Origin of the sequence: Prosthecobacter sp. (assembly GCF_044373815.1) — a bacterium.
Classification (GTDB): Bacteria; Verrucomicrobiota; Verrucomicrobiia; order Verrucomicrobiales; family Verrucomicrobiaceae; genus Prosthecobacter.
The window spans coordinates 1-13,134 of sequence record NZ_JBIPNG010000154.1; the positions used below are offsets into that span (position 1 = coordinate 1).

The window sequence follows — 13,134 nt, forward strand, 5'->3', positions numbered from 1 at the left end:
CAGAAGGAAGGCGTCCACCGGCTGTTTGGAGCCTGCGGGAACGGCTTGCTTCACCACCTTCTCATAGCTCCAGTGCTTGCCCCAGGGCGCGCCTTGTTTGATCCATTCGGTCAGAAGCGCGATCTGCGCGGGCGAGATGGTCTTGTGCTGCTTGGGCGGCGGCATGACCTCGTCGGCGTCTTTGCTGACAATGCGCTCCAGAAGGGCGCTTTTTTCAGGATGCCCTGGCACCACGGCAGTGGTGCCGTCGTTGTTCTTTTTGGCGCTGGTTTCGTCGTCGAGTCGGAGACCGGCTTCGCGCTTCTTTTCGTCCGGGCCGTGGCAGAAGAAACAGTTCTCGCTCAGGATGGGCCGAATCTCCTTGGAGAACTGGATGGGGCGCGGTGCTGGCTCCGCGACGGCGGAAGCAATGAGAGGAAGAGTGATGAAGAGGCGAATCACCTCTGAGATACGCTGGAGAAAGGCGGATCTTGATTTTGAGCGGCATTCTCCATGCAAGGAGCGGCGGTCTGGCAGCTCTTTCAGCTTATGGACTGTTGCTGCCGTCCTGGCGGTATTGCAGGTCCGAATCGTTGAGCGCCAGAAATCGCATCGCCCCTTTGATTTCCGTGTCGTGCATGTCCGGGATTCTGAAGGTGCGCCCGCGAAAGGCTCCAGTGGCGGGCGCAATCCCGTCACGCAGGTTGGCAATGGTGGCCTGCTCGTCGTCCGGCACGATGAAACTGGCCCCGGCAGCGTTGGCCATGGCCGCCACACTGGCGATTTCCTGAGCATTGCGCTTGTCCTTCTGATCTTCCGCCGCCTGACGTGAGCTTCCCATGGACATGACGGTGATGCTCATGATGAGGCCAAGGATCACAATGGTGACCAACAATTCCATCAGGCTCATTCCGGGCGCGGATGGGCATGTTTTTTTGAAATTGGGGGCGGTGGTTGTCATTTCTCGGCCTAAAACTTTCTAAATATTACTTTAATTATGGTAATTTTACAAACATTTTTCTTGCCATGCCGCCCGGGCTCTGGCGATCCACCCCTGTAGTTGACTGATTTCCAGTCCGATGGCCGATTTTGCTGCCATGTGGGGGCAAACCCCGCCTTTACCTTCGGCTTCATCCCGCTACCATCCGCGCTCCCTTTTCCAGCCATGTCCGCCGTCCCCACCGCCGCCCAGATCCGCCAGAGCTTCCTCGACTTCTTCAAGGAGAAGCAGCACACCATCGTCCCCAGTGACAACGTGGGCTACACCAGCCGCGATGGCGCACGCATTTTCACGAACGCGGGCATGAACCAGTTTGTTCCCATCTTCCTGGGCGAGCGCAGTGCGGACGTGGACACCTGGCCCGGCGTCCTTCACAAAGGCCTGCCCACCCGTGCGGCGGACACGCAGAAGTGCATCCGCGCTGGCGGCAAGCACAACGACCTCGAAGACGTGGGCCTGGACACCTACCACCACACGCTCTTTGAAATGCTGGGCAACTGGTCCTTCGGCGACTACTTCAAAAAAGAAGCCATCTCCTGGGCCTGGGAACTGATCATCGAGCGCTGGAAATTCCCACCGACGCGCGTCTTCGCCACCATCTACCAGCCCGGCAAAGGCGACCCCGCTGACCGCGACCAGGAAGCCTGGGACATCTGGGCCGAGAAGTTCCGCAGCATCGGCCTCGATCCCGACATCCACATCGTCAACGGCAACAAGAAGGACAACTTCTGGATGATGGGCGACACCGGACCTTGCGGACCTTGCACTGAGATCCACATCGACCTCACCCCCGGCGCTCCGAACCTCGACGAAGACCGCCAGCGCGCTGGTGCCCTGCTCGTGAACGGCAGCGACGCCAGCTGTATCGAGATCTGGAACAACGTCTTCATTCAATACAACGCCAACCCCGATGGCAGCTTCGTCCCGCTCCCCGCACAGCACGTGGACACAGGCATGGGCTTCGAACGCGTGTGCTCCATCATCCAGGGCACGAAGAACTTCACCGATTTCGAGACGGCGAAGATCAGCAACTACGACACCGACGTCTTCAAGCCCATCTTCGACGAGCTCACCAAGCTCTCCGGCAAAACCTACGCCAGCACGCTGCCGAAGGCCAATGAGCAGGGCCACGTCGTGCCCGTGACCGAGCAGGAAAAAATCGACGTGGCATTCCGCGTCATCGCCGACCACCTACGCACCCTCAGCTTCGCCATTGCCGACGGCATCCAGCCCGGCAACTCCGACCGCAACTACACCCTCCGCCGCATCCTGCGCCGCGCCGTGAAGTATGGCCGCACGCTGGAGTTTAAGGATCCGTTCTTCTTCAAGCTCGTCGATGTACTGGCCACCCAGATGGGCGATGTGTTCCCTGAACTGCGCACGAAGAAGGAGCAGATCAAGAGTGTGCTGAAGTTGGAGGAGGAGAGCTTTAACCGCACCTTGGACAAGGGCATCGCGTTGTTTGAAGAAACAGCCAGTGCTGGCAAAAACATCGACGGCGCTTTCGCTTTCAAACTCTATGACGAGCAGGGCTTCCCGCTCGACCTCACCGAACTGCTCGCCCGTGAGCGTGGCTTGACCGTGGACACCGCAGGCTTCACCAAGCTCATGGAAGAGCAGAAGGAGCGCGCCCGCGAAGCCGGGAAGAAGAACAAGCAGGTCGTCTCCGTCTCCGAAATCGAAACTAAGGCGCCGACCAAGTTCATTGGTTACGATGCTCTCGAAGCCGACGTACGTGTGCTCGAAGTCGTCGAGATGAAGGACAAGACGGCCGTCGTGCTGGATGTCTCCACCTGCTACGCTGAAATGGGCGGGCAGATTGGCGATGCCGGGCAGCTCATCCTCGGTGCTAACACGTATCCGATCAGCGCCACGACCAAGGTCGGCAACACCTGGCTGCACTTCCTCGAAGGCGATGAAGCTCCTGCTGTCGATGCCACGGTGAAGCTCATCGTCGATGCTCCGCGTCGTCACGCCATCGAGCGCCATCACACTGTCACTCACATTCTGCATTGGGCGTTGCATGAAGTGGTGAACAAGGATGCCACGCAGAAGGGCTCCTCGGTCACGCCGGACAAACTCACCTTTGACTTCAACAGCGCCGCCCTCACGGCGCAGCAGATCATCGACATCGAGCGCCTCGTAAACGAGCGCATCGTCGCGAACGATCCCGTCTCCTGGACCGAAGTCCCCTACGTGGAAGCCAAAGCCAACAACGGCATCATGGCGCTCTTCGGCGAGAAGTACGGCGACCTCGTTCGCGTGGTGCAGATCGGCGGCCAGCGCAACAAGCTCGACGGCTGGAGCATGGAACTCTGCGGCGGCACGCACACGCGCAGCACCGGCGAGATCGGTCTCTTCCGCCTCGTCAGCGAAAGCGCCGTCGCCTCCGGCGTGCGTCGTATCGAAGCCATTGCCGGCCTCGAAGCTTATAACGCTGCTCGCGCTGATGCCGAACTCCTCAAGCTCCTCGCCGGTAAAGTCAGTGCCCAAGGCGCCGCCGATTTGGAGAAGAAGCTCGATCAGATTCTCACGCAGCAGAAGGAACTCGAAAAAGCCCTCAAAGCCGCGCAGCAACGCGAGGCTTCTGTGAAGGCCAAAGACCTCATCGCCACCGCTGCGAACAACACGATCATCACCAACCTCGGTGATGTGGATGCCGACTACGCTGTGGGCGTGGCTGAAGCCTTGAAGGGGACCTTCAACGGCATCGTCGTCCTCGCCGCAACGGGCGGTGGCAGCGTGGCGTTGATCGCCAGCGTCGCCAAAGAGCACCAGGGCAAGGTGCAGGCTGGGAAGATCATCCAGAGCATCGCGCCGATCGTCGGTGGCAAAGGCGGTGGAAAGCCCGACTTTGCACGCGGCGGTGGCAAGGACGTGGCCAAGGTGGATGCGGCGCTGGCGGAAGCGAGGAAGATGTGTGCGTAGCGTTCATCAGTCATCCGCATTTACCGCATGACACCACGCTGTGAGCAGGGAGCGTCCGCCCCTGTCAGTCCCTACCCATCATGCGCCGCCTCGATCAACTGCTCTCCGCCCTCGGTTACTGTTCACGCAGGGAGGCGATGGCCTTTGTCAAAGAGGGCCGGGTGAAGCTGGGCGGCGTGGTGGTGAAGCGTTCGGATCAGCGGGTGGATTCCGCGCTGATCACTGTGGATGACGAACCGCTGGAAGCTCCTGATGGCCTGCTGGCGATGCTGCACAAGCCTGTGGGCTACTCCTGCACGCACAGTGAGGAGGAAGGACAGAACATCTATGAGCTGCTGCCTTCCCACTGGCCGGAGCGCAATCCGGCGGTGACGAGTGTGGGACGTCTCGACAAAGACACGAGCGGGCTGCTGCTCGTCACAGACATCGGCAGCCTCGTGCATCGCTACACCTCGCCGAAATCAGACATCGAGAAGACGTATCTCGTGGAAGTGGATCGTGAACTCGATGCTTCGCTCATCGACATCTTTGCCAAAGGCGACCTCATGCTCCGCAGCGAGGAGAAACCCTGCCTGCCCGCGACATTGGAAATCGTTTCCAGCCAGTCCGCTCGCCTCACGATCACGGAAGGCCGTTACCATCAGGTGCGCCGCATGTTTGCCAGCCAGGGCTGGCATGTGGAAAATCTGCACCGCGAACGCTTTGGGCCGTATGTGCTTGGTGATCTTGCGGAAGGCGAGTGGCAGATGCTTTCGCTGGAAAATGTGCCGCGCTGAGCACGCACACGGCAGTCCTAAACGATGCACGCTTTTCTCGTGTCAGGATTCGACCGCTATTGCGGTTCGTAAAACTCATTTCCGTTTAGCACGCAGATTCTCGTTCGAAGATCATGGGCTTCGACGGCGGCTGGCTGAGGACGGTCAGCCCTACCTGCGCTGTGCATGCGAGCGCCCGGCGCGAGGGCGGCTTGTCCTCAAGCCGCCGTCGAGCGTCTCCACGCTCGCTTTCCGGAAATCCGTTTTGTAAAACGCTATATGCGCGAACCCGCAGCGCGGATAAAAAACAGCGCCCAAGAAACCTTGGGCGCTGTGTGAGAGAAGCTGGAATGGCTAAGCCGGATCAATGATGATGGCCGCCCATATGACCGCCACCGCCGAAGCTGCGACCACCACTACCAAAGCTGTGGCCGCTGCTGCCGCCGAAGCTATGACCACCACCTAGGCCGCCAGGAGAGCCACGATGCATGGTATGGCCGGTGAAGGGAGAGCCGCCAATGTTATGACTGGCAAAACTGTGATTGCCGAATGAGGAGCCGCCGAAGCCACGACCCAGAGGCGACAGGTTTCTGCTACCCAAGAACGGAGAGCTGTAGCTACCTCTGTTGTATCCCACATTCCCAATGTTGCCGAAGCTACCGAAGGAGCGGAATGGGCTGGAGTAGTAGCTACGATTGTAATTGCTATAAGAATAGGGTCTGGAATAGCCGCCATAGTAACCACCGAGGCCACCCAAACCGAGCAGGGGGCTCGAATAGTAGTTATTGTTGTAGTAGCTGCGGCCATAACCGCCGTAGCCACCACCGTACCCTCCGTAGCCATAGCCGGGATACCCGTACATATCGCAAGAGGAGAGTGATAGAGCAGCGAAGACTGCGCCGCACAGGAGGATAAGTTTCGTTTTCATGACATAGAGTTCGACGCTGCTCATCGGGATGTATTCAGAAATATATTCATATTCCTTGAAAACCAACCCCGACCGGATGTTGAACGCAGCCTGCAGCCGTGGATGTTGACTGCTTTTCCCAAGCCATTTTCACATGTCCGCCGAATCCGTCACCTCCGCCATCCTTTTCACGCTCACGCCCGAAGCCGCCCGGGTGATGGGTTGTTTGATCGAAAAAGAAATCACGCTGCCGGATTACTATCCGATGACGCTGAACGCGCTGGTCACCGCCTGCAATCAAACCACGAACCGTGACCCCATCGTACGCTATGACGAGCGCACCGTGCTGCGGGCGCTGGAGTCGATGAAAACCCACGGCTATGTTTTTGAAGTCAACATCGTGGGCGGCCGCACCCTAAAGTACCGGCACAACTTGAAGGGCAAGCTGCAAGGTCTGGACCGCCCCCACATGGCGCTGCTGTGCATGCTGATGCTGCGCGGATCACAGACGGCAGGCGAACTGCGCCAGCGCACCGAACGCTTGTTTGAATTCCCGGACATGCCCAGCGTGGAGAACGCGCTGGCAGAGCTGATCGGCTACAACGAAGGCCCGCTGGTGCAATGCATTCCCGCAGGCCCGGGGCAGCGCGTGGCGCAGTTCATGCATCTGCTCTGTGGTGAGGTGGCTGGCGCAGCGGCGGCGACACTCTCCGCCCATGCAACGGCGGCGCCGGTGGTGGAAGACTCATCCGATGCTGACTGGCGCGCGAAGATGGAGGCGGAGATCACCCTGCTGAAGGCACAGGTGTCGCGGCTGCAGACACTGATCGGTGCGGTGAAGTAACCATCACTCCAGCCGCATCAGGCTGCCGATGCGATACGCACCGCCGAGCAGGCGCTTGTTGTCATTGGCTGCATTGGTGGTGTCGAGGTAGAGGATGTGCGGGAAGTCATTGAGCTCGATGACATGCGTGGTGTCCTTCACGCTCTTGAAGGCGTCATTGAGATCATTGAGATCTTTGATGGCCTTGCCGTTCACTTTGTTGACCACCTGTCCGCCGAGCTTGTCATAGCCTTGAGCGCTGGGAGTGGGCAGCACGAGGCTGAGGAAGACGAGCTTTTTGCGACCTTCCTCTTCATACTTGTCAGGATGGGAGGCCACGCGAGAGAGGCGCAGAATGGCACCACCGCGCTGCTCTTCGCCAAAGGCATCCAGATACGGATGTGACAGCTCCTGAAACAGCAGCCCGCCCATCAGAACATAGCGCGGTCCTTTGTCGAACAGGTAGGGCAGGACGAGAAAGTCATCCGGCTTGCGGCGGGTGAGCTCTCCCTTGAGAGTGACTTCTTTGCGTTCGCGAATCACCTGGATCTCGACCTTGTCACCCACATAGGCACGACCACGCACCAGATGGCTGGAGCTGAGGGCGCCGAACTGCGGGTCCTTATAGTCTCCGCGTGAATCAATGACGAACCCATTGATGGCCACCAGGATATCGCCCTTCTTCATGCCGGCCTTTTCAGCCGAGCCGCCCTTCATGACCAGGCTGATGAGCACGCCCGGGGCATCGGCCTTGAGTCCGAGGAAATCGCGGAACTGCTCGTCCAGCGTGGTTTGCAATTCCATGCCGAGACTTGGGAAGCCTTCATAGCTGCCGTCCGCCACGTCTTTGAGAAAGTGCTCGATGATCGGCGCGGGCAGAATGGTGGTGACTTGGTTCTTGGAATCGTAGCTCAGCAGCAAACCGACGAGCTTGCCGCTTTTCACCACAGGAAGGGTGAAGCTGTTGGCCTCGCTGCGAACGATGTTGTTGGCCTCATAGACAAGGAAGCCGGAGCCTTCGACATTGTAGCGACGGGTCATCACCTTGCTGATTCTCAGCTCACTTTTGATCAGCTCACCGACGCGGCCGGTCTGCAAGATGTCCACCTTGTCATCAATGCGCGTGCTGCTGTCCACGGCCATGGGCTTGAGACCGGCAAAGAACGCCTTCTGCTTGTCGGAGGGCGCTGATTCCAACAGGGCCAGATTGGCTTCGTAATCCACCGCCACGACCTTGGCTGAAATTTTCTGGCCTTTCTCCGGCAGTTCGAGCTCGATGTAAGTGGCGTCCGCCACCATCTGCCCGGTGACGAGCACGCGGTTGCCGGCAAGCACCACACCGAGTCCACGCCGGCTTGAGGGCGATTCCTTCTGCCAGGGCAGGTGCAGGCTGTAGGGCTGGGAGGTGGCGTTCACCCTAACCAGTGAGTTGTTTTGCACAACCTGCTGCGGAGCAGAGCCCGCCTCTGCTACTGCGGGGGCACGCTTCTTTTTGGGGGCTTCTGTCTCGGGTGTCTGAGCCGACAAAGTGGCGGCACCGAGTGCGAGAAAAAGGAAAATCGGGGAGAACTTCATGGATGCGTCTAGGCTGAAAGGTTCAAGGTCGGATCACGCGGCTATTCGTCGCCAAGATAGGAGTCTTCCAGAATGTTGTAGGTCTCCATGATGCGTTTGTGGGCGGCCTCGGCGAGTTCACGCTTGAGCACCAGCGGGCGGTTTTTTTCCAGCAGAATGATCTCGATGAAGGGCTTGTCCTTTTTGGCCAGAGCCGTTTCCACATCCTTGAGCGTTTTGATTTTCACGCCGTTGATTTCATCCACGATGCTGTGCGCGTAAGGAGTGATCCAGGTGTTCACTTCATCCGGCAGCACGTTCGTCAGCACGACGGGCTCAGGACGCTCCACATAGAGCTTGTCGGTCAGGAAGTTGTCGAAGACGTAGTTCACCGTGTCGTCGCGCATTTGATGGGCATCCATCAGGTTGCGGTCCAGCGGCTGAAACACGAGCCCGGCGTTGACGATGTAGCGTGGGCGCTGGTTGTACTGGGCGCCGAGGCGGACATAGGGATCAAAGCGTTTCAGAGTGACCGTGGACTCCAGTTTTTTGCCATCGCGCATGTACTTCAGCTTGATGGTGTCACCAGCGAACTTGCGCTCGACGATTTCATTCATGTCCATCAGTTCGCCTTCAAAGCGCACGAGGCCGTTGTTCATCACCGGATTGTCATCAATGCTCAGAATGACGTCGCCGATTTTCAGCAGATCGCCCACGCTGCCCTGAGGCTCGACATCTCCGACCATCACGCCCACACCATCACTGCCGGTGCCGAGCGCCTTGGCCTGGGCTGGATTTTCAATGGGGAAATCACTCGCGGCGAGATCCACATAGTGATCGTAACGACCGTCTTCGATGTCCTTGAGGAAGCGCTTGATCACCGGCACCGGGATCATGTAGCCGACGTTCTGTGCCACACGGCCGCTGAAACCCTGGAAGGCCACACCGACAACTTTGCCCTCCTGCATCACCGGACCGCCGGAGTTGCCGGGATTGATTGCGGCATCCACCTGAATCGCGAGATGGGAGTCCACGCTGGTATGGCTGTATGGGCGGAAGTCGATGCGTGAAACCACGCCGCGTGTCACGGAGATGCGGTCACCGCCGATGGGATAACCGATGGCGATCACCTCGGTGTTGAGCTGCGGGATGCCGCCGAAGTCGAGCGGCTTGAGTTTTTCAAAGTGGCTGCTGTCCTCGGCTTCGATCAAGGCAAGGTCACAGTCATGCGCGATGTGAACGATTCTGGCCGGATGCGGCTCAGGATCGTTGGTGGTGCGGATCAGAATGCGCGTGGCATTGCTGACAACGTGCGCATTGGTCAGAAAACGGTTTTTGCCAATGAGGAATCCGGTGCCGCTGCCACCGCTGGGCTGGCCGGCGTTCCATGGCTCACGGTAGTCGGGAACCAGCACTGAAACATCGATGTTTACGATGCCTTCCCATGCGCCTGATTTGACGTCGATAGCCTGAGTCGCCGGGGACGGTGCCGGGGCGGGTTGCGCGCAAAGGGCTGAAGGAAGCAGAGCCAGGGCGAAAAGAGACAGAAGCGGTCGGGTGTTCATGCGGGTGACGTGAAGTCACAAACATACGCGCCCCGCCGCTTCTAACACAAGTTTGCTGAAGAAATAATCGCCATGCAGACCGGCACTTACTTCTTCCAGGCTTTTTTCTTCGCTTCGATGACCTTCTGCTGTTCTGCCTGAATTTTTCTGAGCTTCGCGAGCTTTTCCCATTGCTTGGCATTCTGCGCCTCGGCGCTGTTCGGATTGGCCGGATCTGTGATCATCGGAAAATCATCCGTGCGGAACGGCGTCACGGGCAGGCCTTCGGCGGAATAGACATTGCAGACCGGATTGTCAGCCCAAGCGTAGCGCACGGCCACGGGTTTGGAGATGCCCTCCGCGCTCACTTCGATCTGGTTGGTGCCTTTCTTCGAACCGCCGATGATGCTGGCCTTGGCCCAGACCCACTTCTTGTCCTCACCGCAGATCATGAAGCCTTTGACCTCATCTGTGTCGATGGTGCGCAGGCCCTGCGGTGCGAAGTCAAAAGTCAGCAGCGCTTTGCCGCCGTCAAACTTCGCGTCTTTGATCTCAGGGCTGCGGTAGGGGAGCTTCTGGCCGTAATCGTTCACCAAGGCCCAGCGGGCGAGGCGCTCGGCCACGTCGCGCTTGTTTTTGGGATGGATGTCGTTCGCTTCACCGAGGTCGGTGATGACGCACTGGCCGGTTTTGGGCAGCTTGCTCATCGTGCGAGTCTGGGCTTCGCGCAGCTCGGCCCAGTCGCTTTCCACCGGCTCGGTCTGGTAGGGCTTGAAGTCGGCCAGCTGCACCCAGTAGAAAGGAAAATCTCCCTGCTGCCATTCTTTGCGCCAATGCTCGATCATGAAGGGAAACAGATCGCCGTATTCCTTCGCGCGGCTGGCATTGGATTCGCCCTGGTACCAGATGACTCCTTTGATGCCGTAGCCAATCGTCGGATGCAGCACGCCTGCATAGAGATTGCCCGGGCGATGCTGGCCAGTCATGGGATTCTGCGGTGCGCGTGGTGCCTGCGCGGTGAACATTGTCTTGGCCTTGGCGGCTTCCGCGCGGGCTTTGGCCCAGGCATCCACTTTGGCTTTATGATCGGCCACCTGCTTGTCGAAAGTCTCCTTCGTGAAGGTGGACTCGGTCTGTTTCCAGCGGGCGATGATCGAGGCAAAGCGCGGGTCTTTTTCCAGCACATCACGTTTCACCCAGGCTTCGCAGGAGCTGCCGCCCCAGGCATTGTCAATGAGGCCGACAGGAACACCGAGCATCTCATGCAGAACACGGCCGAAGTGATAGCCCACGGCGGTGAACTGCCCGGCATTGGTCGGGGAGCATTCTTCCCACTGGCCTTTGAAGTCGTTCTGGGTCTCCTGCGTGCCGACCTGCGGCACAGAGATGAGACGGATCTGCGGGAACTTCGCCTGCGCGATGTCGAGGTCCGCATCCCAGACGCTGGAAAGATTGAACCCCATGTTGGACTGGCCGGAGCAGATCCACACCTCGCCCACGAGCACGTTTTTCAGCTCCTGGGTGCTGCTGCCTTTGATGGTGATCGTCGCTGGCTTCGCATTCGCCGGCACTGCATCCAGCTTCACGGTCCATTTGCCATCCGCGCCAGCCTTGGCGGTCTTGGTCTGGCCGGCGAAGGTCACGGTGACCTCGGTGCCCGGGGCGTCCCAGCCCCAGACCGGATTCGCCTGCTTCTGCTGCAGCACCATGTTGTCGCCAATGATGGCGGGGAGTTTCAATTCCGCGCGGGCGGAGACGGCAAGGAGGGTGAGAAGGCAGAGGAGGCGCATGGGCTGGAAAAAAGCTGGGCGTTGGGAACGCTGCGTGCAGGCAAATCATTGCAGCATGATGCAAGGAATGTGCTGCGGACAGTCGCAACCGTGTGCTAGCTTTTCACGTGATTCGTTTCGCCCTTGCCGCCGCACTTCTGCTCTCCCTCGCCGCCTGCGGCAAGTCGCGGCCGCGTGCAGATCTCGTCTTTATCAACGGTGCCGAGCCGGAGAGCATTGATCCGCACGTCGTGACCGACCAAGTGGGCATGCGCATCGCCTCGGCTTTGTTTGAAGGGCTTTGCCGCATTGATGAGGCAGGGAAGCCGCAGCCTGGCATGGCCGATCGCTGGGAGATGACGCCGGACCGCAAGACCTACACCTTTCATCTGCGCCCGAACACGACGTGGAGCGATGGCGCACCGCTCACCACGCAGGACTTCCTCTATTCGTGGAAGCGCGTGCTGACGCCCGAGTTCGGCGCCGACTACGCCAGCCAGCTCTACGTCATCAAGAACGCCCGTGCTTACCACGAAGGCACACTCAAGGACTTCACGCAGGTGGGAGTTACGGCGCTGGATGACCGCACGCTGCGCGTCGAACTCGAAAACCCCACGCCTTACTTCATCGACCTCTGCGCTTTCACGGCCTTTTATCCGGTGCCGCAGCGCGTCATTGAGAAGCACGGCACGGCGTGGATCAAACCGGGATCGCTGATCGGCAACGGCTCCTACACGCTGGAGGACTGGCTGCTCGACGACCGCATCGTGCTGCGCCGCAACGAGCGCTACTGGGACGCCGCCAACGTGCCGATGAAGAGCATCGAAATCCTGCCGATCTCGGAGCCGAACACCGCGATCAATTACTTCCTCACGGGCCAGGCGGATCTCATCATGGACAAGGGCATGGTGCCCACCTCGCTGACCGTCAAACTCAAGCAGCAGTCCTACTTCCACACGGGTCCCTTCTTGGGAAGCTACTTCACCCGCTTCAACGTCAACCGCGCGCCATTTGACAATCCGAAGATCCGGCTGGCCTTCTCGCTGGCGATTGATCGCAAGCGTGTGACTGAAAAGATCACCCAGCTGGGCGAACGCAACGCCTTCAGCCTCACACCACCCGGTGCCGGGCAAAACTACCAGCCACCTCCCGGCCCTGAGTTTGATCCTGAACGAGCGCGCAAGCTTCTCGCGGAAGCGGGGTATCCCGGTGGCAAAGGTTTTCCACGCGTGGAGTACCTCTACTTTCCGAAACCCGTCGAACGCAACATCGCCGTGGAACTGCAGGCCATGTGGCAGGAGCACCTGGGTGTCAGCGTGGATCTGGCGAAGCAGGAATGGAAGATCTACCTCGCTTCGATGAAGGAGAAAAACTACCACCTCTGCCGCAGCAGCTGGGTGGGCGACTACAACGATCCCGGCACATTTTTGGAGATGTTCCTTTCGTCCAGCGGCAACAACCGCACCGGCTTCGCAAACGCTTCCTACGATGCCCTCATCGCCGCAGCCGCTCGCGAAGCAGATTTGAACCAGCGCAACGTGCTGTTTCAGCAGGCTGAAAAGCTTCTCGTCACCGACGAAGCCGTCATCATTCCGATCTACCACTACGTCGGCGTCCAGTTCTTCCATGCCGACCGCCTCACCGGCGTTCAGGCGAACCTGATCGATGACCATCCCTTCCGCTGCATGCGGTGGAAGTGATTACTTCGCCACCGCCGCCACGGCGATGCCGAGTTCCACGGTGGGCTCAGCAGCATCGTTCATCGGCGGTTCCGTTGGTGAGCCGTTGGTGGATTTGAGATCGTTGCCCACGGACCAGATCAGACCGCGTGCGAGGCTGTATTGCAGCGGAGCGCCCGTGTAGGGATCGACTGGC

At 59.4% G+C, this 13,134-nt stretch carries 10 protein-coding genes; 4 read left to right on the forward strand and 6 right to left on the reverse strand.

What is annotated here, in order from left to right; all coding sequences use genetic code 11:
• Both ACIREA_RS14145 and ACIREA_RS14150 read right to left on the reverse strand, forming a co-directional pair.
• Nucleotides 1-441: c-type cytochrome domain-containing protein (locus ACIREA_RS14145; RefSeq protein WP_397382923.1), on the reverse strand; the 441-nt coding region annotated here is incomplete at its 3' end.
• 85 nt (nucleotides 442-526) lie between these two features.
• Entirely contained in the window at nucleotides 527-940 is a 414-nt protein-coding gene (locus ACIREA_RS14150; protein ID WP_397382924.1) for a type II secretion system protein, read from the reverse strand.
• 204 nt (nucleotides 941-1,144) lie between these two features.
• On the opposite strand from ACIREA_RS14150, the gene alaS reads away from it, so the two are divergent.
• Nucleotides 1,145-3,907, forward strand: coding sequence for an alanine--tRNA ligase (gene alaS, locus ACIREA_RS14155; protein WP_397382925.1), 2,763 nt, complete (start codon nucleotides 1,145-1,147; stop codon nucleotides 3,905-3,907).
• A gap of 80 nt (nucleotides 3,908-3,987) precedes the next feature.
• Nucleotides 3,988-4,683, forward strand: coding sequence for a pseudouridine synthase (locus ACIREA_RS14160; protein ID WP_397382926.1), 696 nt, complete (start codon nucleotides 3,988-3,990; stop codon nucleotides 4,681-4,683).
• 343 nt (nucleotides 4,684-5,026) lie between these two features.
• On the opposite strand, the gene ACIREA_RS14165 is transcribed toward ACIREA_RS14160, so the two are convergent.
• Entirely contained in the window at nucleotides 5,027-5,656 is a 630-nt protein-coding gene (locus tag ACIREA_RS14165; protein ID WP_397382927.1) for a hypothetical protein, read from the reverse strand.
• Between the two features lie 67 nt (nucleotides 5,657-5,723).
• Here ACIREA_RS14165 and ACIREA_RS14170 point away from each other — a divergent pair, with 67 nt between their 5' ends.
• A complete protein-coding gene (locus tag ACIREA_RS14170; RefSeq protein ID WP_397382928.1) occupies nucleotides 5,724-6,413 on the forward strand; it encodes a YceH family protein in 690 nt (229 codons plus the stop codon).
• A gap of 3 nt (nucleotides 6,414-6,416) precedes the next feature.
• Here the strand turns inward: ACIREA_RS14170 and ACIREA_RS14175 are convergent, their stop codons facing one another.
• The 3 genes from ACIREA_RS14175 to ACIREA_RS14185 form a co-directional block, all read right to left on the reverse strand.
• A complete protein-coding gene (locus tag ACIREA_RS14175) occupies nucleotides 6,417-7,967 on the reverse strand; it encodes a PDZ domain-containing protein (protein ID WP_397382929.1) in 1,551 nt (516 codons plus the stop codon).
• A gap of 41 nt (nucleotides 7,968-8,008) precedes the next feature.
• The gene (locus ACIREA_RS14180) at nucleotides 8,009-9,511 is read right to left on the reverse strand and encodes a trypsin-like peptidase domain-containing protein (protein ID WP_397382930.1); all 1,503 of its coding nucleotides are present in this window, start codon (nucleotides 9,509-9,511) and stop codon (nucleotides 8,009-8,011) included.
• 86 nt (nucleotides 9,512-9,597) lie between these two features.
• Nucleotides 9,598-11,280 (reverse strand): sialate O-acetylesterase, encoded by a 1,683-nt coding sequence (locus ACIREA_RS14185; protein ID WP_397382931.1) that lies wholly within the window; start codon nucleotides 11,278-11,280, stop codon nucleotides 9,598-9,600.
• Nucleotides 11,281-11,387: 107 nt separating this feature from the next.
• Between ACIREA_RS14185 and ACIREA_RS14190 the strand changes: the two genes are divergently transcribed.
• Nucleotides 11,388-12,959 carry a peptide ABC transporter substrate-binding protein gene (locus tag ACIREA_RS14190; RefSeq protein ID WP_397382932.1) on the forward strand — a complete coding sequence of 524 codons (1,572 nt, stop codon included), beginning with the start codon at nucleotides 11,388-11,390 and terminating at the stop codon, nucleotides 12,957-12,959.
• The last annotated feature ends 175 nt before the right edge of the window (nucleotides 12,960-13,134 follow it).

Bases quoted from the DNA above. Each gene is read 5' to 3' on its own strand.
- ACIREA_RS14150 (WP_397382924.1), bottom strand. From the start codon at position 940: ATGACAACCACCGCCCCCAATTTCAAAAAAACATGCCCATCCGCGCCC.
- alaS (WP_397382925.1), top strand. From the start codon at position 1,145: ATGTCCGCCGTCCCCACCGCCGCCCAGATCCGCCAGAGCTTCCTCGAC.
- ACIREA_RS14160 (WP_397382926.1), top strand. From the start codon at position 3,988: ATGCGCCGCCTCGATCAACTGCTCTCCGCCCTCGGTTACTGTTCACGC.
- ACIREA_RS14170 (WP_397382928.1), top strand. From the start codon at position 5,724: ATGTCCGCCGAATCCGTCACCTCCGCCATCCTTTTCACGCTCACGCCC.
- ACIREA_RS14175 (WP_397382929.1), bottom strand. From the start codon at position 7,967: ATGAAGTTCTCCCCGATTTTCCTTTTTCTCGCACTCGGTGCCGCCACT.
- ACIREA_RS14180 (WP_397382930.1), bottom strand. From the start codon at position 9,511: ATGAACACCCGACCGCTTCTGTCTCTTTTCGCCCTGGCTCTGCTTCCT.
- ACIREA_RS14185 (WP_397382931.1), bottom strand. From the start codon at position 11,280: ATGCGCCTCCTCTGCCTTCTCACCCTCCTTGCCGTCTCCGCCCGCGCG.